The organism is Streptomyces sp. NPDC031274, assembly GCF_055570235.1.
Genome location: NZ_JBVIHP010000001.1, coordinates 192,568 through 214,034 on the forward strand (window position 1 = coordinate 192,568; position 21,467 = coordinate 214,034).

14 protein-coding genes are annotated in these 21,467 nt (G+C 71.1%); 7 read left to right on the plus strand and 7 right to left on the minus strand.

The features are described from left to right. Positions 1-29 precede the first annotated feature (29 nt). The gene (locus tag ACZ5CR_RS00905) at positions 30-998 is read right to left on the minus strand and encodes an SMP-30/gluconolactonase/LRE family protein (protein WP_468852254.1); all 969 of its coding nucleotides are present in this window, start codon (positions 996-998) and stop codon (positions 30-32) included. 333 nt (positions 999-1,331) lie between these two features. Between ACZ5CR_RS00905 and ACZ5CR_RS00910 the strand changes: the two genes are divergently transcribed. Next, a complete protein-coding gene (locus tag ACZ5CR_RS00910; protein ID WP_468852256.1) occupies positions 1,332-2,696 on the plus strand; it encodes an FAD-dependent oxidoreductase in 1,365 nt (454 codons plus the stop codon). An 81-nt stretch (positions 2,697-2,777) separates the two neighbouring features. Here the strand turns inward: ACZ5CR_RS00910 and ACZ5CR_RS00915 are convergent, their stop codons facing one another. Further along, complete coding sequence (locus ACZ5CR_RS00915; RefSeq protein WP_468852259.1) at positions 2,778-3,245, minus strand: nuclear transport factor 2 family protein; 468 nt, start codon at positions 3,243-3,245, stop codon at positions 2,778-2,780. A 165-nt stretch (positions 3,246-3,410) separates the two neighbouring features. Between ACZ5CR_RS00915 and ACZ5CR_RS00920 the strand changes: the two genes are divergently transcribed. Beyond that, positions 3,411-3,977, plus strand: a complete 567-nt coding sequence (locus ACZ5CR_RS00920) for a TetR/AcrR family transcriptional regulator (protein WP_468852261.1) — start codon at positions 3,411-3,413, stop codon at positions 3,975-3,977. Positions 3,978-4,068: 91 nt separating this feature from the next. On the opposite strand, the gene ACZ5CR_RS00925 is transcribed toward ACZ5CR_RS00920, so the two are convergent. Beyond that, positions 4,069-5,448: an alpha-amylase gene (locus ACZ5CR_RS00925; protein ID WP_468852263.1), complete on the minus strand. Its 1,380-nt coding sequence runs from the start codon at positions 5,446-5,448 to the stop codon at positions 4,069-4,071. A 331-nt stretch (positions 5,449-5,779) separates the two neighbouring features. Here ACZ5CR_RS00925 and ACZ5CR_RS00930 point away from each other — a divergent pair, with 331 nt between their 5' ends. Both ACZ5CR_RS00930 and ACZ5CR_RS00935 read left to right on the plus strand, forming a co-directional pair. Continuing rightward, the gene (locus tag ACZ5CR_RS00930) at positions 5,780-6,706 is read left to right on the plus strand and encodes an AurF N-oxygenase family protein (protein ID WP_468852265.1); all 927 of its coding nucleotides are present in this window, start codon (positions 5,780-5,782) and stop codon (positions 6,704-6,706) included. Positions 6,707-6,739: 33 nt separating this feature from the next. Next, complete coding sequence (locus ACZ5CR_RS00935; RefSeq protein WP_468852267.1) at positions 6,740-8,284, plus strand: FAD-dependent oxidoreductase; 1,545 nt, start codon at positions 6,740-6,742, stop codon at positions 8,282-8,284. 7 nt (positions 8,285-8,291) lie between these two features. Here ACZ5CR_RS00935 and ACZ5CR_RS00940 read toward each other — a convergent pair whose 3' ends face one another. Next, the gene (locus ACZ5CR_RS00940; RefSeq protein WP_468852269.1) at positions 8,292-8,504 is read right to left on the minus strand and encodes a DUF4287 domain-containing protein; all 213 of its coding nucleotides are present in this window, start codon (positions 8,502-8,504) and stop codon (positions 8,292-8,294) included. A 266-nt stretch (positions 8,505-8,770) separates the two neighbouring features. On the opposite strand from ACZ5CR_RS00940, the gene ACZ5CR_RS00945 reads away from it, so the two are divergent. Next, on the plus strand, positions 8,771-11,833 hold the full coding sequence (locus tag ACZ5CR_RS00945) for an AfsR/SARP family transcriptional regulator (RefSeq protein WP_468852270.1): 3,063 nt from the start codon (positions 8,771-8,773) through the stop codon (positions 11,831-11,833). A 41-nt stretch (positions 11,834-11,874) separates the two neighbouring features. On the opposite strand, the gene ACZ5CR_RS00950 is transcribed toward ACZ5CR_RS00945, so the two are convergent. The 3 genes from ACZ5CR_RS00950 to ACZ5CR_RS00960 form a co-directional block, all read right to left on the minus strand. Continuing rightward, complete coding sequence (locus ACZ5CR_RS00950) at positions 11,875-12,660, minus strand: thioesterase II family protein (protein ID WP_468852271.1); 786 nt, start codon at positions 12,658-12,660, stop codon at positions 11,875-11,877. After that, the gene (locus ACZ5CR_RS00955; RefSeq protein ID WP_468852273.1) at positions 12,657-18,908 is read right to left on the minus strand and encodes a type I polyketide synthase; all 6,252 of its coding nucleotides are present in this window, start codon (positions 18,906-18,908) and stop codon (positions 12,657-12,659) included. Before ACZ5CR_RS00955 ends, ACZ5CR_RS00950 begins: the two co-directional genes overlap by 4 nt. A 120-nt stretch (positions 18,909-19,028) precedes the next feature. After that, complete coding sequence (locus ACZ5CR_RS00960; RefSeq protein ID WP_468852274.1) at positions 19,029-19,577, minus strand: EF-hand domain-containing protein; 549 nt, start codon at positions 19,575-19,577, stop codon at positions 19,029-19,031. A 470-nt stretch (positions 19,578-20,047) separates the two neighbouring features. Here ACZ5CR_RS00960 and ACZ5CR_RS00965 point away from each other — a divergent pair, with 470 nt between their 5' ends. Both ACZ5CR_RS00965 and ACZ5CR_RS00970 read left to right on the plus strand, forming a co-directional pair. After that, complete coding sequence (locus ACZ5CR_RS00965) at positions 20,048-20,713, plus strand: M15 family metallopeptidase (RefSeq protein WP_468852276.1); 666 nt, start codon at positions 20,048-20,050, stop codon at positions 20,711-20,713. A 255-nt stretch (positions 20,714-20,968) separates the two neighbouring features. Next, positions 20,969-21,457: a hypothetical protein gene (locus tag ACZ5CR_RS00970; protein ID WP_468852277.1), complete on the plus strand. Its 489-nt coding sequence runs from the start codon at positions 20,969-20,971 to the stop codon at positions 21,455-21,457. The last annotated feature ends 10 nt before the right edge of the window (positions 21,458-21,467 follow it).

Genomic DNA, 21,467 nt, shown 5'->3' on the forward strand with positions numbered 1-21,467 from the left:
GGTCCCGCCGAGCGCCGTCCGGCCTCGGATCAAAGGGGAACGGCGACGGCGTTGAACGTCGTCGTGGGCTCCTGCGGGCTGCTGAAGCGGGCATTGACGAGGTAGAGGCGATCGCCCCAGCGGGCAGCGGTGGTGGGGATGTCGAAGCGGGGGTCGGTGATCGTGCGGCGCAGGGTGGCGGCGCCCGCCCCGGCGTCGAGGTGGAACACGCTGATGCGGTTCAACCGGTTCTGTACGACGTACAGCGTGCGGCCGATACGGAAGAGGCCGTCGCCGTTGGCCACGTCGTCCGCGCCGATCAGCGTGATCTCGGTGGCGTGTCCGGTCCCGCGATGCACGCGGTAGAGCCTGCCCGGTGTGCTGCTCACGACGATGAGCCCCCGGCCGTCGGGGGTGTCGACGATTCCGTTGGCGTTGTTCACGTCCGGCGTCTGCACCCAGTCCCCGCCGAGCGGCAGCGCGCGCACCTCGCCTCTGCGGCCGTCCCTGCCGCGCGGCACGCCGTACAACGCGCTGTCGCGCGAGTCGGTGAACCAGGCGCGGTCGCCGAGCAGGAAGACGTCGTTGATGAAGTGGCCGGTGGCTTCCGTCAGTCGGTACGTGGCCACCAGCTTGCCGCTGCGGGTGTCGAGGACCCGCGCGACTCCGGTGCTCCCGGCGACGTGGAGCAGGCCGTCGTCGTCGACCTTCAGGCCGACCGTCACCCATCCGGTGGCGCCCTCGTGGAAGAGCTCGCCCCGGCCGGTGCGCAGGTCGGTGCGGTAGATGGCGCCGTCGGCGCGCGAGCCCATATAGGCGTAAGGCTTCCGGCCGATGGCGATTCCCTCGGGGAGGAAACCGTCGGGGAGCGGGAACTCGGTCGGCCACGTGGCGCCCGGTGGGGCCGTGGCGGCGTGGGCCGTGCTGTTGCCGGTCGCCAGCGCGAGGGCCGCGACGGTGGCGCCGCCGAGGAGGGTGCGCCGGGACGGCTGGGAGTGATTTAAGTAATTACGGGTCATGGTTCCGGACCTCCGTGAAGAGCGGAATGTGAGCGAAATGCGAGTGGAAGGGGAGCCGAGGGACTAGGCGGTGCTGGGTGATCTCGACATCAACTCGCTTGCGAGCTCGGTGAGTTGACAACGCGATGGCGCCTGCTCGAGTTCCCTCACGCCTCGCCCGCATCTCCACGCGCAGGGAACCGCGGAGACGCCCGACGCGACTCAAACCCTGCCTACGCGATCCCATAAGTTGGCCTTATGGGGTCATAGGTCCAGCCCGAGTACTAACTTAGGATTGCCTTAGTTTAGGCTTCCCGGCGAGCCCCATGTCTTCGCTCGAAGGGAAACCTGATCATGTCTCGCCCTCTGCGGGTAGCTGTTGTCGGAGCCGGTCCGGCCGGCATCTACGCCGCCGACGCGCTGCTGAAATCCGCAGTGGCGGTCGAGCCCGGTGTGTCGATCGACCTCTTCGAGCGGATGCCCGCGCCGTTCGGCCTCATCCGGTACGGCGTCGCCCCCGACCACCCCCGGATCAAGGGCATCGTCACGGCCCTGCACCAGGTCCTGGACAAGCCGCAGATCCGCTTCTTCGGCAACGTCGACTACCCGCGGGACATCGACCTCGACGACCTGCGCAGCTTCTACGACGCGGTGATCTTCTCCACCGGCGCGACGGCCGACCGCGCCCTCGACATCCCTGGCATCGACCTCGACGGCTCGTACGGCGCGGCGGACTTCGTCTCCTGGTACGACGGGCACCCGGACGTGCCGCGCACCTGGCCGCTCGACGCGGAGAAGGTCGCCGTCCTCGGCGTCGGCAACGTGGCGCTCGACGTCGCGCGCATCCTGGCCAAGACGGCGGAAGAGCTCCTGCCCACGGAGATCCCGGCCAACGTCCACGAGGGGCTCAAGACCAACAAGGCGCTCGAGGTCCACGTCTTCGGGCGCCGCGGCCCCGCGCAGGCCAAGTTCAGCCCGATGGAGCTGCGCGAGCTCGACCACTCCCCGAACATCGAGGTCATCGTCGACCCCGAGGACATCGACTACGACGACGGCTCGATCGCGACCCGGCGCGGCAACAAGCAGGCCGACATGGTCGCCAAGACCCTTGAGAACTGGGCCATCCGCGACGTCGGTGAGCGGCAGCACAAGCTGTTCCTGCACTTCTTCGAGTCGCCGACCGAGATCCTCGGCGAGGACGGCCGGGTCGTCGGCCTGCGCACCGAGCGCACCGCTCTCGACGGCACCGGCAACGTGAAGGGCACCGGCGAGTTCAAGGACTGGGACCTCGGCGCCGTCTACCGCGCCGTCGGCTACCTCTCGGACGAGCTGCCCAAGCTCCCCTGGGACGTCGCTTCGGGCACGGTGCCGGACAAGGGCGGCCGGGTCATCGAGGAGACCGGCGAGCACCTCCAGTCGACGTACGTCACCGGCTGGATCCGCCGCGGACCCGTCGGTCTGATCGGGCACACCAAGGGCGACGCCAACGAGACGGTCGCCAGCCTCCTCGACGACCACGCGAACGCTCGTCTGCACACGCCCACCGCCCCCGAGCCGGAGGCCGTGAACGCTTTCCTCGGCGAGCAGAACGTCCGCTTCACCACGTGGGAGGGCTGGTACCGCCTCGACGCCGCCGAGAAGGCGCTCGGCAAGACGGAGGAGCGCGAGCGCGTGAAGATCGTCGAGCGCGAGGACATGCTCAACGCGAGCGGCGCCTGAGACCTTCGTCGGGAGCGGTACCCACCTGAACGGAGCTGGCTGAACAGCGCACAGGAGGGGCCGCTCCTGCGTGCTGCGCTGTCACAGGCCGAGGTCGCCGAGGCCGGGGTGGTCGTCGGGGCGGCGGCCGAGTGGCCAGTGGTACGTGCGGTCGGACTCCTGGATGGGGAGGTCGTTGATGCAGGCGTGCCGGACGCGCATCAGGCCGTCGTCGTCGAACTCCCAGTTCTCGTTGCCGTACGAGCGGTACCAGTGGCCGGAGTCGTCGTGCCATTCGTAGGCGAAGCGCACCGCGATGCGGTTGCCGTCGTGCGCCCACAGTTCCTTGATGAGGCGGTAGTCGAGCTCGCGGTCCCACTTGCGGGAGAGGAAGGCGACGATGGCGTCGCGCCCCGTCACGAACTCCGCGCGGTTTCGCCAGCGGGAGTCCTTGCTGTAGGCGAGGGCCACCTTCTCGGGATCGCGGCTGTTCCAGCCGTCCTCGGCCAGGCGGACCTTCTCGGCCGCGGTGGCGCGGGTGAAGGGCGGAACGGGGGGCCGTGTGGACATGGCTCTCTCCTGAACGTCGCGACCGAGAGAACGTGCGTTCTCCGGCGAGGGTGCTCACGGTAGGAGAACGCTCGTTCTCGCGCAACGGTGTGCGCGTGCGCAGTGGCGTAGTAGTGTCGGAGAACGACCGTTCTCGCTGTCTCGTCCCCATCCCCGGGAGCTCGCATGGATCGCGCTGAAGCCGAGGGCAGACTCCTTGACGCCGCCGAGGAGCTCTTCTACACGCGCGGTATCCAGGCCGTGGGCATGGACCAGGTGCGTGCGGCTTCGGGCGTCTCGCTCAGGCGCCTGTACCAGGTCTACCCATCGAAATCGGACCTTGTCGTCGCCTGGCTCGAGCGCCGCGACCTCCGCTGGCGGACCCGGCTCGCCGAGTACGCGGAGAGCCGGGCGGGTGGGGTGGAGCGTGTCCTCGCCGTCTACGACTGGCTGTACGAGTGGTTCTCCGAGCCGGACTTCCGGGGCTGCGCCTTCATCAACTCGTTCGGTGAACTGGGGGCCGTCGATCTGGCGGTGGCCGACAGTGTCCGGGCGCACAAGAGGGCCTTCCATGACTACATGGCCGGACTCGTGGCCGCCGCGGGTGGATCGGGGCCGACTGTCGGCCCGTTGGTCCTGCTCGCGGAGGGGGCCATGGTCACGGCCGCGATATCAGGCTCGCCCGAACCGGCGCGCCAAGCCCGTCTGGGCGCCGCTCAGTTGCTGGCCGCGCGGCAACCCGCTTCGACGTGACGGGCGACTCGACGGACGAGGAGTTCGCCGCCGAGTCGCCACGTCATCCGGTGTTCCGGCTGGCGTAAGCAGAGGCAGAGGCAGGGCAGAGTCAGCCCGCCTGTGCTCCGGTGTGCAGTGCCAGAGCGCTACGCGCGGGAAGGGTCGTCTCGATCTTCCCGTCGTCGCCGACAGTGACCGTGTTGCCGTCGCAGTCGTCCGGTGATGCCTTGGCGACATTGCAGTACGTACCGCCGGGCAGGGACGTCGTGAATGTCTGGGTCAGCTCGCCGTCGCCGTTGTTGAGGGCGACGAACCCCTTGTCGCCGCGGCCGAAGGCGAGCGCGCTGCCACCGTTGTCCCACCAGTCGGTCAGCTCGGCGGCGCCCACCTCGTTGCGGAACCCGACTAGGCCGGTGACCGCCTGTTGGGCGTGCGTGTTCGTCCAGCCGTCCGCGCCGCTCGGTGGGCCCGCGTCCTTGTCGGACCACTCGTAGCCGGAGTACACGTTCGGTGAGCCGTAGGGGGACGCCAGCATGAAGACGTTGGCCAGCGTGTAGGCCGCGCCGTCCTTGTAGGTGAGCGTCGAGCCGCCCCGCTCGGTGTCCCAGTTGTCGACGAACGTACGGGCCGAGCCGCTGCTCAGCTTGCCGTCCGCGACCGACTTCAACTGGGCGATGTCGCCGCCCTGGAAGGCGCTCTTGAGGTGCCCGCCGTAGCGGAACTCGTCGACGTCCCCGACGCCGGTGTACTCGTCGGGCTGTACGGCCTCTCCGCCTCCGTGAATGACTTCCGAGACCCAGAATCCGGGGTCGCTCATCTTGCCCTTGATGGCGGCGACGTCGTCGGCCGCCATGTGCTTGGCGGCATCGATGCGGAAGCCGTCCACGCCGAGGGAGCGCAGGTCGTCGAGGTAGGCGGCGATGGTGCCGCGCACGGCGTCACTGCCGGTGTCGAGGTCCGCTAGGCCCACCAGTTCGCAGTTCTGGACGTTGTCGCGGTCGGTGTAGTCGTTGATGCTCGTGCGGCAGGTGTGGAAGTCCGCGTCCTGGAAGTAGCCGGGGTAGTCGTACTTGCCGTACTTCGTGCCGCCGGTGCCCGTTCCCGCTCCGGCCGCCATGTGATTGACGACGGCGTCCGCGATGACCTTGACGCCCGCCTGGTGGCAGGCGTCGACCATGCCCTTGAAGGAGGCGCGGTCGCCGAGGCGGCCCGCGATCTTGTAACTGACGGGCTGGTACGAGGTCCACCACTGGCCGCCCTGGATGTGCTCGGAGGCGGGCGAGACCTGGACATAGCCGTAGCCCGCCGGGCCGAGCTGGTCGGTGCAGGCCTTGCCCACATCCGCGAACTGCCGCTCGAACATGGTGGCGGTGACGGTCTTGCCGCCGGGCGGTGTCGCCTGTGACTGCGTGGGTGCGAACGTCGCGAGGCCGGCCGCGGCCAGGACCCCGGCCGTCGTCGCGCCGAGGAGGCGGGAACGGTGCTGCATCGTGCGGCTCCTTCGGGACCGGGCACAGATGTGCCCTGAGAAGGGCAGTTGCTCGTGGGGAGAGGCTGCCGTGGGGGGATTCCGAGTCGGAGCCTGCCGTCCATGCATGTACGCGTCAATGCTTTCTGCAAGACTTTTCAACTAAGCGGTTACGTGTGCAAGAACTTGCAGATGGGTGCCCGGATTCAGTTCTTACTCGGGGGTAGGCTCGCCGCTCTCCTTGTTATACGGTCTGTCTAACAAGCGGGCCGCGGCGCGTTGTGGGACGGCGCCCCGGTCCGTTGCCTGAGCGAACACGAGAACGTACGCATCAGAGTCAAGGAGCCGCAGCATGGCAAGCAGCACTGTTCGGCCGACATCGCAGGATCACCCCGCGGATCATCCCGAAGAGGACGACGTGGCCCGGCGGTTGCTCGATTCGGCCGCTGAGCTGGCCTACGATCCGGCCACCGAGGTGGACTGGGACACCCCTCTCGACCGGGACTTCCACGGCGCGAGCCCGGAATGGTGCTCCCTGTACGGCACGGCGTACTGGCAGGAGCTCACCGAAGCGCAGCGCAAGGAGCTGACGCGGCAGGAAGCCGCCTCGGTGGCCAGCACGGGCATCTGGTTCGAGATGATCCTCCAGCAAATGGTGCTGCGCGATGTGTACATGAAGAACCCGGCCAGCGACGAAGTGCAGTGGGCGCTCACCGAGATCGCCGAGGAGTGCCGGCACTCGATCATGTTCGCCCGCGGCGCCCAGAAGCTGGGCGCGCCCGCCTACCGGCCCAAGCGGTTCGCGATGGAACTCGGCCGGGCGTTCAAGACGGTGGCCTTCGGCGAGGCGGCGTACGCCGCGATCCTGGTGGCCGAAGAGGTGCTCGACGTCATGCAGCGCGACTGGATGCGCGACGAGCGCGTCGTGCCGTTCGTCCGCACGATCAACAACATCCATGTCGTCGAGGAATCACGGCACATGAAGTTCGCCCGCGACCAGACGACCAAGCGCCTCTCCGGGGCGGGCCCGCTGCGCCGCCAGATCAACGCCTTCGTCGTCGCCATCGCCTCGTACTACATCGTCACCAGCATGGTGAACCCCAAGGTGTACGCGAACGCCGGGCTCGACGAGAAGCGTGCCCTCGCCGAGGCGAAGGACAACGAGCACCACAAGTCCATGATGCGCTCCAGCTGTTCGGGCCTCATGGAGTTCCTGGCCTCCTCCCGCCTGCTCACCAAGCCGGCCCTGGCCTTCTACAAGCGCGCCAACCTCATCTGAGCCGTTCCGAGCCGAGCGAGTCGAGCCGACGACATGACCTCCTACGCCATCACCCAGACCTGCTGCAACGACGCCACGTGCGTCGCCGTGTGCCCGGTCAACTGCATCCACCCGACGCCGCAGGAGCGGGCGTTCGGCAGCACCGAGATGCTGCACATCGATCCGAAGACCTGCATAGGCTGCGGCGCCTGCGCCGACGCCTGCCCGGTCGAGGCGATCTTCCCGGTGGACAGCCTGCCCGTCGCGCAGCGGGAGTACGCGACGATCAACGCGGCGTACTTCGCGGACCAGGAGCCAGAACCGGCCCCGGAGGGACCGAACTTCCACGCCTGGGACGAGCCGACCTTCCCGCGCGTCCTGCCCTCGGACTTCGCGCCGCTGAAGGTCGCCGTCGTCGGCACGGGCCCCGCCGGGATGTACGCGGTCCAGGACCTGCTCCTGCACACCAGCGCCGAAGTGACGCTGATCGACCGGCTCCCGGTGACCGGCGGACTCGTACGCTTCGGTGTGGCGCCGGACCATCCCGCCACCCGGAAGGTCGGCGACACCTTCACGCGGTTCCACACGCATCCGAGGGTGCGGATGCACCTCGGGCTCGATGTGGGCGCCGACGTCACCGCGCAGGAGCTTGCCGCGCATCATGACGCGGTCATCTACGCCGTGGGCGCGTCGGCCGACCGCACGCTGGCCGTCCCGGGCGAGGAACTGCCCGGCAGCATCTCCGCGCGGGCCTTCGTCGCCTGGTACAACGGCCACCCGGACGCGGAGCCGGGCGCGATCGACCTCTCCTCCGAGCGCGTGGTCGTCGTCGGCAACGGCAACGTCGCCCTGGACGTCGCCCGGATCCTGCTCGCCGACCCGGACAGCCTCGCCCGCACCGACATCGCCGACCACGCGCTGGCGGCGCTGCGGTCATGCGAGGTGCGCGAAGTGGTCCTGCTCGGACGGCGGGGTCCCGAGGACGCCGCGTACACCAGGTCCGAACTGCTCGCCCTCCAGCACGTTCCGGGCCTGGACCTGGTCGTCGACGACCACGACCCGCGGACCGCCCCGGCCATCGACGAGTCCGGTCCGGATGCCGACCCGAAGGGCAAGGCGGCCCTCCTGCGAGGCGTCACGCGCGCCCGTGTCGACTGGGCGGAGGCACCGGCTCCGGGCCGTCGCATCGTGCTCCGATTCCACTCCGCTCCGGTGGAGATGCTCGGCGAGGAAGCCGTCCAGGGCGTGCGCGTCGTGGAGGCGTCGGGCGAGCGGACGATACGGACGGGCATGGTGCTGCGCGCCATCGGCTACCGCGGAGTGCCGGTCGCGGGGCTCCCGTTCGACGAGGCCACCGGCACCGTGCCGCACGAGGGCGGCAGGGTGACCGGACAGCCGGGGGCCTACGTCGTGGGCTGGATCAAGCGAGGGCCGAGCGGCGGCATCGGCGCCAACCGCACCTGCGCGGCGGAGACGGTCACCACGCTCCTTGCCGACGCGGTCGCAGGCACCCTGCCCGCGCCGCCCCGTGCGCCGAAGGCCTTCCACCGGCTCGTCCGGCGCCGCAACCGCACGGGGAGCGCCGCGGCGATCCGGTAGCGGTGGCTCACGTGGCGCGAGTTTCGGCCAGGGTGTGCGCGACCAGAGCGTTGGCGTGTCCGTGCCCCAGGCCGTGCTCGGTCTTGAGCCAGCCGACGAGCTCCATGTGCTGGGTCAGCGGCGAGGAAAGGATGAGGTCCTTCCACTCCGCGATCGGGCGCCCGTACTTCTTCTCGATCGAAGGGAAGTAGCTGGCAGGGCCCTTGGTGGCTTCGGTCATGGTGACGCCGTCCCGTCTCGCGGAGTGTTGTTGCCAGTAGGACGGGTGGGGCCCGGCCAAGTCATCGGCCGGTCGGAGTGTCCTGGGTCACACACTCCTGGCCGGAGTGTGGGTGGCCGCAGCTGGATCCGCTCGGTGCCCGGACGGCGGATGGCCTGATTCCCCTGGTGTACCCATGAGTTGACAGTGGGCAGACGTAGTATGACCAGCCGTTCGGGGGGCCGGGGCGGTGAGGGCTGCGCGGGGCAAGACCCATGGAGACGGGCGTGAACACGGACACCGACTACCGTTTGCTGGGCCCGGTCGAAGCGTGGCGCGCTGGCCGTCGGCTCATGCTCGGCGGTCCCAAGCCCCGGGCGCTGCTCGCGGCGCTCCTCCTGGAGCCGGGGCGTGTGGTGTCCGTCGACGCGCTGATCGACGCCATCTGGGGCGAACGGCCGCCGGACACGGCACGTTCCCTGATCCAGTCGTACGTCTCCGCGCTGCGCCGTGCGCTGTCCGCCGATGTCATCGAGACCCGGCCGCCGGGCTATCTGGTCCACGCGGACGCCACCCTCGTCGACCGCGCCGAGTTCGACCGCCTCGCCGCCCAGGGCAGACAGGCTGCGGCCGCCGGCGACCACCCCATGGCCGCATGCCTGCTGGGAGATGCCCTCGCTCTGTGGCGCGGACCCGCGCTCGGCGGGATCGGCGAAACGCTGCGGGCCATGGCCGACCAGCTGGACGAGGCGCGGCAAGCGGCCCTGGAGGAACGGATCGCCGCGGAGCTGACACAGACGGGCCGCGAGCGAGAACTGGTCGCCGAACTCACCGCGCTGGTCGCCACGCATCCCACCCGGGAGCGCCTGCGCAGCCAACTGATGCTCTCCCTCTACCGGTTGGGGCGCCAGGCCGACGCACTCGCGGTGTACGCGGAAGGCCGCGACGTACTCGCCGATGAGCTCGGCATCGATCCCGGACCCGACCTCAGGCGGATGCAGGAGGCGATCCTCAGGGCGGACGAAGCGCTGCTGCCCGCCGCGAGGCAAACCCCCGACGCTGCCGCCTCCCAAGATGTCTCCGTCGTCCCGGTGGCGGCCCTGCTGCCGCCCAGCATCGGCGACTTCACCGGCCGTGAAACCCAGCTCGCCGACGTACGGGCCGCGCTGTCGGGTCCCCGCGATGCCATGCCGGTCGTCGTCCTTTCCGGGCCCGGTGGCGTCGGTAAGTCCACCCTGGGCGTCCGGGTGGCTCACCAGGTCGCCGAGGAGTACCCGGACGGGCAGCTGTACGCCGAGTTGCGGGGCGCCACCGCCCCCGTGGCGCCCGGGGAAGTCCTCGGGCGCCTGCTCTACGCCCTGGGAGCCGTTCCGCCCGACGGTGACGCCGAGCGGCGCGATCTCTTCCGCAGTCTGGTCGCGGGGCGGCGCATCCTGCTCGTACTCGACGACGCGGGCAGCGAGTCCCAGGTGCGCCCGCTGCTTCCGGGGAGTGCCACCTGCGGCGTACTCATCACCGGGCGGGCGCGCCTCGGTGCCCTGCCCTGCACACACCGCGCCGATCTCGACGTACTCGACACGGAGCCGGGCGCCGAGCTCCTCGGGCGCGTCGCGGGGGAGCGGCGCGTCAGGGAGGAGCCGGACGCCTCCCGGCGCATCGTCGAGCTGTGCGGCGGTCTCCCGCTCGCCATCCGGATCGCCGGCGCCCGCCTCGCCACCCGCCGACACTGGACGGCCCGCATGCTCGCGGACCGGCTCGCCGACGAACGTCACCGCCTGGACGAACTCGCCGTGGGCGACCTCGAGGTGCGGGCAGGACTCGGCATGAGCTACCGGTCCCTCGACGCCCCCGCCCGCACCGCCCTGCGCCGCCTGGGTCTGCTCGCCGCGCCCGATGTGGCGGCGTGGGTGGTGACCGCGCTGCTCGACGTGCCCGAGTCCGAGGCGGACCGCGTCGTGGAACAGCTCATCGACGCCCAGCTCCTGCACTGCACCGGCGTCGACCGCGCGGGGCAGCCCCGCTACCGGCCCCACGACCTGGTGCGGGTGTACGCCGCCGAACGCGCCGACGCGGAGGACCCGCCCGCCGAACGGGCGGCCGCCGTCGGCCGCGCCCTGGGCGCCTGGCTCTGGCTGACCGGCCGCGCCGCCTCCGCGACGCCGTCCGGCGCCGTCGAACTGCACCGCGGGCTCCTGGACTCCAGCGGCTCGGGCGGACCCGCCGCGATCGCCCTGCGGCGCCTCGTCAGGCCCGTCGGCCCTGAGGCCACCCAGCGGGCCCTCGCCGACCCGGCCGCCTGGTTCGAGGCCGAAGCCGACGCGATCGCCGCCGCTGTCGAACGCGCGGCATCCCTCGACCTGCACACCCTCTCCTGCGAGGCGGCGGCAGCCCTGTGCTCCTCCGCCTACACCGTCGGCAACCGCTTCGAAGCCTGGTGGCGTACCCACGACGCGGCCCTGGCGGCCGCCCGCCGCGCCGAGGACAGAGCGGGAGAGGCCCTGCTGCTCATCGGCCTTGGTCAACTCCGCTACGAACAGGACCGGTTCGCCGACTCGCAGCGCTACTTCACGCAGGCGGCCGAACTCTGCGCCGAACTCGGCGACGTACGCGGCCGGGCCGCCGCCTTCGCCGGGCTCGGCAGCGCCCGGCGGGAAGCGGGGCGGCTGCGCGACGCGCAGGAGACGCTCGTCCGCGCCGTCGAAGGCTTCCGTGAACTGGGCGACGACCCGGGCGTCGGTCTCTCCTGCCGGTACGCCGGATCCGTCCAGCTCGAACTCGGCGACTTCGAGGCCTCGCGCGCCTTCCTCGACGAATCACTGAGGGCCTACCGCAGGCTCGGCAGCCGCCGCGGCGAGTCCCTCACGCTGCGCTCGATCGGCCTGGTGCACCGCGCGCTCGGCGAGTACGAGGCGGCGGAGGAATTCTCCGGTCGTGCGGTGGACCTCCTGAGCACCCTGGGGGACCCGCTCATGCTCGCCTACGCGATGCAGGCCCGCGCCAAGTCCCGTATCAGACTGGGCCGTTCGGCCGAGGCGGCGATCGAGATCCGCAGCGTCCTGGACGTCTGCCGCGGCCAGCGCGACCGCTTCGGCGAGGCACTCGGCCTGCGCACCCTCGGAGAGTGCGAGCTCGCCGCGGGCCGCCTCGACACCGCCGAGCAGCACCTGACCACGGCCGCCGCCCTCTGGAACGACCTGGAGCTCCCCCTGCCCCGAGCCCGCACCCTGCGCGATCTCGCCGCGGCGCGGGAGGCCGCCGGGGACCGGGCGGGGGCAGGCGCGCTGCGCGCCGAGGCGCGGGAGGTCTTCACGGCGTACGAGGCGCGCGAACGGAACGAGCCGGGGCTCTGAGCCCACTCGGCCTTCGGCGGACGCGACCGCATGGACGAGCCCTACGGCATGGTCCGCGCGGTCCGCGACGAGCAGGCGTGTTCCAGGTCGTCGCGGAGGTCGCCGACGAGGTCGTCGACAACGGTGGGGAGCCGTTCGCTGATGTAGAAGTGATCGCCGTCGTAGCGGTGCGCGGTGCAGGTGGCCGCTGTCCAGTTCCGCCACCCTCGCATTTCCTCCGGCGGGGCGATGAGGTCGGCCGTGGCGGCGAAGGCGGAGACAGGCTGGGCCAGTTCCGCGGGCTGACGTCGGCCGAGTCCTCGGTAGAGCCGGGCATCGGCGCGGATGAGGCGGGTGAAGGCCGCCATGGCCTCCTGGTCGTGGTCGAGTTCCCCGGGAATGGCTCCGGCGCCGAGTCGGCGGTACGCCTCGTCGGGGTCGGCGAGCAGAGCGGGGAGCGTGTCCTGCCAGTAGGCGTGGTCGGGCGCGGGGATGGCGGAGACTCCGAGGCGGCGGGGTGGCCGGCCCGCCCGGGCGAGGGCCCGGGCGACCTCGAAGGCGTAGACGCCGCCGCTGGAATGGCCGAGGAAGGCGGTCGGCCGGTCGTCACGGGTGGCGGCGAGTTCGCGGGCCGTCATCCTGGTGAGCCGGATGAGGTCGCTGACGGGCTGCTCGTGCGCACGGGAGCCGCGGCCCGGCGGTTGAACCACCCAGACGTCTGCCGTGGACCGGTCCGGAGCGCCGAGCGCACGGGCGTAGAAGCTCGCCTGACCGCCCGCGTGCGGGAAGACGACCACGCGGAACGGCGCCTGCGGGGCGGGTGCGATGTTCACCAGCCAGTCGGTCATCGGGCGTGCTCCTTGGGCAATGCGGCCAGCAGCCGGTTCGACAGCTCGGTGATGCCCCGGCTCGAGATGATCTCCAGCACCGGGAGGTGGACGTTCAACGCCTGGTGGAGCCGGACCGACAACTCCGTTGCCAGCAGGGAGTCGATGCCGAGCCGGTCGAGAGGGACGCCGGGGTCGAGCCGGTCGAGTGGAGTCTTCGTGATGGTGGTGATCATCGATGTGATGGTCCCGGCGGCGAGCGTATGTGCCTGCTCGGGGGTGGCCGCGGCGATCTTCTGCGCCAGCGGCGCGTCTCGGGCCGGGCCGGGCTCCGCGCCGGGCTGCGCGAATCGGGCGGACGCGCAGCCGGGGAACATCGCGGCCAAGCGGGCCCAGTCCGCGCGGGCGATGACGAGGTGCGCGGTGTCGTGGCCGACGGCCAAGGCGTGGCCGAGGGCGTGCAACGCCTCCTGAGGGGCGATCGGTTCGAGTCCGAGCCCGGTCAGGGGCTCGGTGAGGCCCTCGCGGGCGACGACGCCGACGTCGGCGACGGGTCCCCAGCCGACGGCCAGTGCGGGCAGCCCGAGGCGCCGTCGGCGGGCGGCCACCGCTTCGAGGCAGAGGTTGGCGGCACCGTAGGCGCTCTGGAGCCGGTTGCCGATCAGCGCGGCTATGGACGAGTAGAGGACGAAGTGGTCGAGGTCCAGGTGCCGGGTGAGACGGTCGAGCAGCGCCGCGCCCTGGACCTTGGGGGCGAGCACGGCGGCGAACCGTTCAGGGGTGAGGTCCCTCAACGGCGCGTCGTCGTAGTGCGCGGCGCAGTGGAAGACGCCCTTGAGCCCGTGGGGTGCCTGCGAAGCGCGATGTACGGCGGCTGCCGTCGCGGCCTCGTCCGTGGCGTCCGCGGCGAGGACCGTGGCGCCGGTGGGCAGCGGGTCCTTGGCGGTTCCGGTGCGGCCGGTGACCACGATGTGCCCCGCTCCCAGTTCGTGGAGCCAGCGCGCGGTCGCGGCTCCGAACCCGGCGCTGCCGCCGGTGACGAGGTAGCCGCCCTCGGGGTCGAAGCCCGGCTGGGCCGGCGCGGGCCGAGGTGTCGCCGTGAGCTCGACGACGAGTTTGCCGGTGTGGGCGGACCGCTTCAGGAGGGTGAACGCGGCGTCCAGCTCACCAGGCGGAAACACCTGGTGGGGGAGGGGAGGGACAGAACCGTCGGCTGCCAGCGCGGCGACCCGCGCGAGCACGTCCCGGGCCGTGGCGGGGCGACGTTCGACGAGCTGGGCGAGGTCGACGGAGAAGTACGACAGGGTGTTCAGGAAAGGGCCCAGCCGCAAGTGCCCGTCCGCGTACAGATCCCGCTTGCCCAGTTCGACGAACCTCCCGTCGGGGGCCAGGAGTTCCAGGGCGGTGGCGGCGGCCTCACCGGTGAGCGAGTTGAGGACCACGTCCACACCGCGGCCACCGGTGACATCCCGGACCTGGTCGGCGAAGGCCGCTGAACGGGAGTCGAAGGCGTGCCACGCGCCGAGGGACCGTACGAGATCCCGCTTCTCCTCGGTTCCGGCGAGGGCGATCACCCGCGCCCCGGCGCGCCGGGCCAGAGCCATGGCGGCCTGTCCGACGCCACCGGCCGCGGCGGGGAGCAGCAGCGTCTCGCCCGGGGCCAGCCCTGCCAGCACGTCGAGACCGTAATGCGCGGTCGCGTACGCCAGAGGCAGGGCAGCCGCCTCCGTGAACGTCATGCCATCAGGGATCGGGACCGTGGCCGATGCCTGTGCCACGGTGTGGGTGGCCATCGAGCCCGGTGCGATGGCCATCACCCGCACACCGGGGGCGAACTCCCGCACCCCGGCGCCGACGGCGGTGACGACACCGGCACACTCCTGGCCGAACAGCGGCGCACCGTCCGTGTCTCCGCCACGCCGGTCGAGCTGGCCGTGCTCCGCACGCATCAGGCCGGTGGCGAGCATGACGTCCTTGTAGTTCAGACCGGCGGCCCGTACTTCGATGAGTACGTGACCCGGGCCGGGCACGGGCCGGGTGATCGGCTCCCAGGCCAGTGTGGGCGTCATGGCGATCTCGGCCACCCGCAGAACCGTCGCCTGCTCGGCCGCGCGGGGGCGGGGGATCGGTCTGTTCCGCAGGGCCGGTGCCGGCACAGCGGTGAGCCGTGCCACGGTGACCTGCCCGTTCGCCACCAGAAACTCGTCCTCCCCGGCGGGCGGTGCGGTGAGCAGGCGGACGAGGAGGCCTGCGGTCTCCGGGCCGTCCGTGGCCGAGATCCGGCGTACGGTGTGCGGTTCCTCGTTGGCCACGGTCCGTGCGGTACCCCAGGCCGCCGCGCCGACGGTGGGGCCGGTGGTGATCAGCCAGATGTCGAGAGTGCGCCCCCGCACCGAGAGCACCAGGTCGCGGACGAGCTGTCCGGCCCGGGTCGCCTCCTCAAGCGGGGCGCCCGCCGGGTCGTCGCCCAGGACGAGGGCCACGGCCGTGGCGTAGGGGTCCGTGAGATGCCAGCCCGATCGCGCGGGAACGGGCGGCCCGGCGTGCAGCGCGTCGGCGATCGGGGCGGCCAGCACGGCGCCCGCGGTGTCGGAGGCGACGGCCCAGCGCCGTTCGGCCGGCACCGGGGCCGCGGTGAGCGGCTGCTCCGAGATCCGCCAGAGTCCGGTCCGGGGCCGCGGGGTCCCCTCGATGAGCTGGACCCGCAGGCCGTCCATCGTGCAGAAGACCTCTCCGCCGGGGGAGGCCAGGGTGACGTCCCACACCGCCTCCCGCCGTCCTGCCGAGCGGGTGCGCACATGGATCACCCCGGTGTTCGGCGGCGGCGCCCACACGGTGACCGAGCCGAATCCGACCGGTACGAACAGCGTGTCGCCGCTGCGGACTCGCGCCAGCAAGGGGGAGCCCGCGTGCACCATCGCATCGAGCAGAGCGGGATGCCCCACGTACCCGCAGGACCTGCGGCCGGCCTCGGCCGCCACCGTCGCGGGCAGCTCGTAGCGGCCGAGCAGTTCGCCCCCGTGCAGCCGCGCCGTGGTCAGGGACCGGAAGGCCGGTCCGTAGTCGGTGCCGGCCCGGGTGGTCATCGCGTAGAACTGAGCCCCGGTCAGCTCCTCGCCGGGCGCGAGCCGCGCTGAGATCTCCGGAAGATCCAGCGGCCGAGCGCGGTCTCCTGACAGGGCGCGGACTCTCGCCCGGGCATGTTCTTGCCAGGGCCTGCGCTCATCGGCCCGCGCCTCATCGGTCCGCGGCCGGGAGGAGATCGTGACCAGGCCGTCCCGCAACTCCGTGACCAGAGCGGTCAGCCTCTGTTCCGTCGCGTCGAAGGTGAGCGCCGCGGTGACGGCCATCCCGTCGACTCGCAGAGGGCCGTCCTGCCCTGTCCTGGCCAGGGCGGCCAGCGCGAGTTCCAGATAGGCCGCACCCGGCATCGTCACCGCGCCGCCGACCCGGTGATCGAGCAGCCACGGCACCCGGGCGGGTTCGACCACCCCGGACCACTGGGGCGCGGGCCCCGGGATCCGCTCGCCGAGGAGCGGGTGGGAGAGCACACCGTCGCCCGGCCCCCGGCTCCACCACGATGCCTCCCCGGTCCAGTGCCGCTCCCGCTGCCAGGGATACGCCGGCAGGTCGACGATCTGTCCGGGTACGGGGAACCAGGAGTCCGCCACCGGGCCCCCGTCGGCGATGACAGCCGCGGCCACCCCGTCGAGGTCCGCGCCTCTCTCACGGGCGAGTGTGGTCAGTGGCGCTACGCCGGAGCTCTTCTGGAGGTACCCCTTGAGGACGGGGTGCGGCCCGATCTCCACCAGGATCCCGGCACCCGCCTCACACATCGACTCGACAGCAGGGGCGAACAGGACGGGGTGACGAATGTTTTGCCACCAATACCCGGCGTCCATCGGGGCGTCGAACCGGTCGCCGGTCACGGTGGACCAGAACGGGATCCCACCCTCACGGTCCTCGACTTTGGCGAGACCGGTCATGATCTCGTCCTGTACGGAGTCCATCGCCGCGCTGTGGAAGGCGTAGTCGAGCGGCAGGGTGCGGAAGAACACCTTCTCGGCGGTCAGCTTCTCGCCGATCCGCCGCAGGGCCTCGGTGTCCCCCGCGAACGTGACATCGGTGCCGGAGTTCACCCCGGCCAGCTCCACCCTCCCGTCGGCCTCGGCGAGCAGGCGACGCGCGGTGCTCTCGTCCACCGCGGCGGCGGCCATCGCACCGGCACCCGCGGTCCGCCCCTGTGCTGCGCTGCGGACCGCCACGACCCGACAGGCCGTTTCGAGATCGAGCCTTCCGGCGACACACGAGGCCGCGATCTCCCCGACACTGTGCCCCACGACCATGCCGGGCCGGATCCCGCGCGCGGCCAGCGCGGCGCAGATCCCCAACTGGACGGCGAACAGCAGCGGCTGCGCCACCTCGGTACGGGCCAGGTCGTACTCCCCGGAGGCCAGCGCACCGGACACCTCCCAGCCCAGCATGGGCGACAGCGCCCGGCACACCTCGCGTACCTTCGCCGCGAAGGCGTCGTCACCGCCGGGCCCCATCAGCTCGCGGGCCATGCCCTGCCACTGCGAACCGTTGCCGGAGAACACGAAGGCGACGTCAGGACCGGGCGTGCGGGCACGACCGGCCGCCGCCCCCGGAACCGCGTACCCGGAGGCGATCCGGTAGAGCTTGTCCGCCGCTTCGTCCGCGCTGCGCGCCACCACCGCACAGCGATGCTCGTGGCGCCTGCGCCTCACCGAGGAGTAGGCCACGTCGTAAAAGTCGTGCGAGGCGCCGTGGCCGTCCTCCGACAGCAGCCGATCGGCCATCGCCCAGCACGCCTCGGCCAGTGCTTCCGGCGTTCGGCCGGACACCAGGACGAGCTGCTTCTCGCCGTCCTCGGGCACCAGGCTCTGCCGGGACCGTTCCTGGCCCCACTGCCCGTCGAGCCGCCGGGCCAGGACCACGTGCGCGTTCGCTCCGCCGATCCCGAAGGAGTTGACCCCCGCCGCGACGAGCGGACTGTCGTGCTCGATCGGTGTGGTGGTGTCGACCGGCGAAAGGCCAAGGCCGTCGAAGTCGATGGCCGGATTGAGCGGCCGGGTGTGCAGCGACGGTGGAATCCGCTGCTCCTGGAGCACGAGCAGAGCCTTGAGCAGGCCTGCCATGCCCGAGGCGCACTCCAGATGGCCCACGTTGGTCTTCACCGACCCGATCGGCAGCTTGCGGCCCTCCCGGCGGCGGGTCCCGAGGGCCTCCCCGATCGCCCGGCACTCGACCGGGTCCCCGACCGGTGTGCCGGTGCCGTGGCACTCCAGGTAGACCAGCTCGTCGGGGCCGATACCGGCGCGGGCGTAGACCCGTCGCAGCAGTTCGCGCTGGGCGGTGACGGACGGCTGGGTGAGTCCGCCGGGCGAGGACCTGCCGTCGGTGTTGACCCCCGACCCGGCGATCACCGCGAGAACCCGGTCGCCGTCGGCCAGCGCGTCGCCAAGGCGTTTGAGCAGGACCACCCCGCCGCCCTCGGCCCGTACGAATCCGTCCGCCCGATCGGAGAATGTCCGGCACCGGCCAGTCGGGGACAGCAGACCGGCCTTGGAGAACCCGAGGTAGTCGGCCGGATTCAGCAGCATCCCCACGCCTGCCGCCAACGCGATCGGCACCTCGCCACGAGAGATCGCGCCGGCCGCTTCGTGCACCGCGACCAGGGAGGAGGAGCAGGCCGTGTCGATCGCCTGCGACGGGCCGCGCCAGTCAAGGAGGAAGGAGATCCTGTTCGCGGTGTGCGCGCTGATGGTTCCCAGCATCGAGTGTGCGTCCACGACTTCGGGGCGTGCTGACAGCAACTCCCAGTAGCCGCGGGTCGACACCCCGGCGTATACGGCGCCGGCGGCACCGGCCAGCTGCGCCGGGTCGACAGCGGCATGGTCGAACGCCTCCACCGTCAGCTCCAGGAGCAGCCGCTGTTGCGGGTCCAACTGAGCTGCCTCGCGTGGCGAGATGCCGAAGAACGCGGCGTCGAAACCACCGATGTCGTCCAGGAACCCGCCGGCCGCCGTATGACTCAGCCCGGGCCGGGACGGGTCGGTGCCTGCCCACAGTGCCGGGTCGAACCTGTCTCCGGGCACCCGGGTGACCAGGTCACGGCCTGCGAACAGCGCATCGGACAGCGCCGCCGGGCTGTCGGTTCCCCCGGGCAGGCGGCACGCGACACCGATGATCGCGGCGCACTCGGGTCCGTACTCGCTCTGCAACCGGACACCGGACAAACTGATCACCGCCGAAGGTCGATGAGGAGGGTTCTGGGAAGCTGTCCGTCAGGGGACCGGCGGACGGTCAGCATGTCCCCGTACCGACCGCGGCGCGGGGACGTGCGGCGGGAGATTCAGACGGGAGACTCAGATGCGGCCGAAGATGTGGTTCGCCGGTGAGTCGGGTTCTTCGTCGTAGAAGAAGGACAGGAGCATCTGGTGCCAGCTGTCGCGTGTCATCCCGTCGTGCGCCGGGGGCACGAGCGTGCGGTAGGTGGCGGCGGCCTCATCCGCGGGGATGCCGCACGCGGCGCCCATGAGACGGATGTACTCCTGTTCGTCCACCTCGCCGTTGTCGTCGGCGTCGCAGAGTTCGAAGTAGGCGTTGGCGGACGGCCGGATCGATTCGGCGTAGGCCGCACGGTCCGTCGCGAGCGACTGCTGCAGAGCGGCGATGAACTCTTCCGGGGAGACTTTGCCGTCGCCGTTCGCATCCATCGGGGAGATCAAGTCGTCCCAGATCTTGAGAGTCGCTGTCCTGGTCTTCTCGGCCTGATGTGAGTCGGGCGCCAGGTTGAGCGCGTCGACGTACCGGCGCGCGACGAGTTCGAAGTCGCCACGCGTGAGCGTACCGTTGCCGTCCGCGTCGATCGCGGTGAAATAGCGCTTGAGCTTCCGCTCCCGGATGTTCTCCATCAAGTCCTCCTCGTTGACCACGAAGTTGCCATGGGAGATAACAGGGAGGCCGAGGCTTGGACACGGTCGGGTTGTCACCTGAAGGATCTAATTACCGGTTACGGGGTTGATGTCTACGCCCGGCGCTCGCGACTGCGTGCGAGCACCGACGGTGGAGCCGGGGCCGCACTCCGCTTGATGCCGACTTGCAGAGAATTTGCAGCGGAGTGCGCCATGCTCTGTGTGTCGGCGGGTGAACACGCCGACGGCAACGGGGGATCGCAGGAAACAACGGGGGACTCAGCGGAATTCATCGGGGGAAGCACGGGGGAAGGCCACTGATGCCTCGTACGGCCCACACCACCGACACCGTCGGTCGTGTGGGCCGCTCGTCGCGTAGCGCCCCTGCCAGGGCACGGAGGGGACTCCGGGGGCGGGCGGCAGCCCGTCCCCGGAGCTGTGCCCGCCACCGTCGCCACGAAGGGGCAAGCATGTCGTCGATCATCCTCATGAACGATCCCAGAGTCGTCGGCATACCGGTCCAGGAGTGCGGCGAGGCCCTCGTCGACCTGCGCCAGCTTCCCTTCGTGGAAGTCGACGACCGCCTCGCGGACCCGGCAGGGGCCTACGCCCGGCTCAGGGAGGGCGTCGCGTGGCGCCTTGCCCGCGCGGCCCGGCTGCTGCCCGAGGGCCTGCGCCTCCTGGCGACCGAGGGATACCGCCCGCTTGCCCTCCAGATCCAGTACTTCGAGGAGTACGCCGCCGAGCTGAGGAAGGCCAACCCCGACTGGTCGGACGAGTATCTGCGCCGACAGACGAGCCGCTCCCTCTCGCCGCCCGAGGTGGGCCCGCACGTCGCGGGCGCCGCGATCGACCTCACCCTGTGTACGGCCTCCGGCACCGAACTCGACCTCGGCACCCCGGTGAACGCGAGCCCGGAGGAGAGCGACGGCGCCTGCTACATGGACTGCGACCGCATCTCCCCGACCGCCCGCCGCAACCGCCGCACCCTCACCGCGGCCCTCGCCACGGCCGGCCTGGTCAACTACCCCACGGAGTGGTGGCACTGGTCCTACGGCGACCGCTACTGGGCCCTCACGACCGAGGCTCCTGCCGCGCGGTACGGACCGGTGACGCTGGGTGCCTCGTCGACCTGAGGCCCGCCCCGGGAAGGTATGCAGGCAAAACCCTATAGCCGCTTCGTCAATGACCTCTCGGGCCTGAGCGCACTTCGCACCGCGTTCGCACTCGGTAGCTTCCGCGCCGCTCGCCTCTCCGAACGGGGCACGGGCCTGGACGCGCCCGGTGGCCGGCGTCCCGGAACGGATCGCCGACGAGCTCGAAGTGTGGCGAGAGGGGGCCATCTGACGAAATCACACCCGCAGCGTCGGCGGGGGAGCCAGAATCGGGGCATGTCGAGTCAGGGTCAGTTGGAGCAGGGTGTCCGAGGTCTCTCCGACGAAGCTGCCGTCCAGGCGCTCGTCGCAGTGGTGGAGGAGCGTGGGCTGCTCCCCGTCGCCTCGCAAAGCCCCTGGAGAGATGCCCAGTTGGGGGACGCACTGGACCCCGTGGATGTGGAGGAATATCTGCGGCCAGGGCAACCCGAGGTGAGTGAGGGGGAGCTGGCGCGCGCCGCACTGGAGTACGCGGCGGCCCTGAGCGACGACTTGGCGCAGACGGTCGCCGAGGCCGTCGAGTACGTGCGGGCTCCGATGCAACGCCTTGACCCCGTCTCCCTCTCGGTCACCGTGCTCGTGGTGGTGCTCCTGCAGACCGAGGTCGTCGTGAAGCGCGACACGCGCGGCAGATGGAGCCTGACCATCCATAAGCGGGCCATGCGGGACGCCGCCCTAGGCCGGGTCTTCACGGCCCTGCTCTCGCGGATCACCAGCGGCAAGTAGCAGGCGGGCG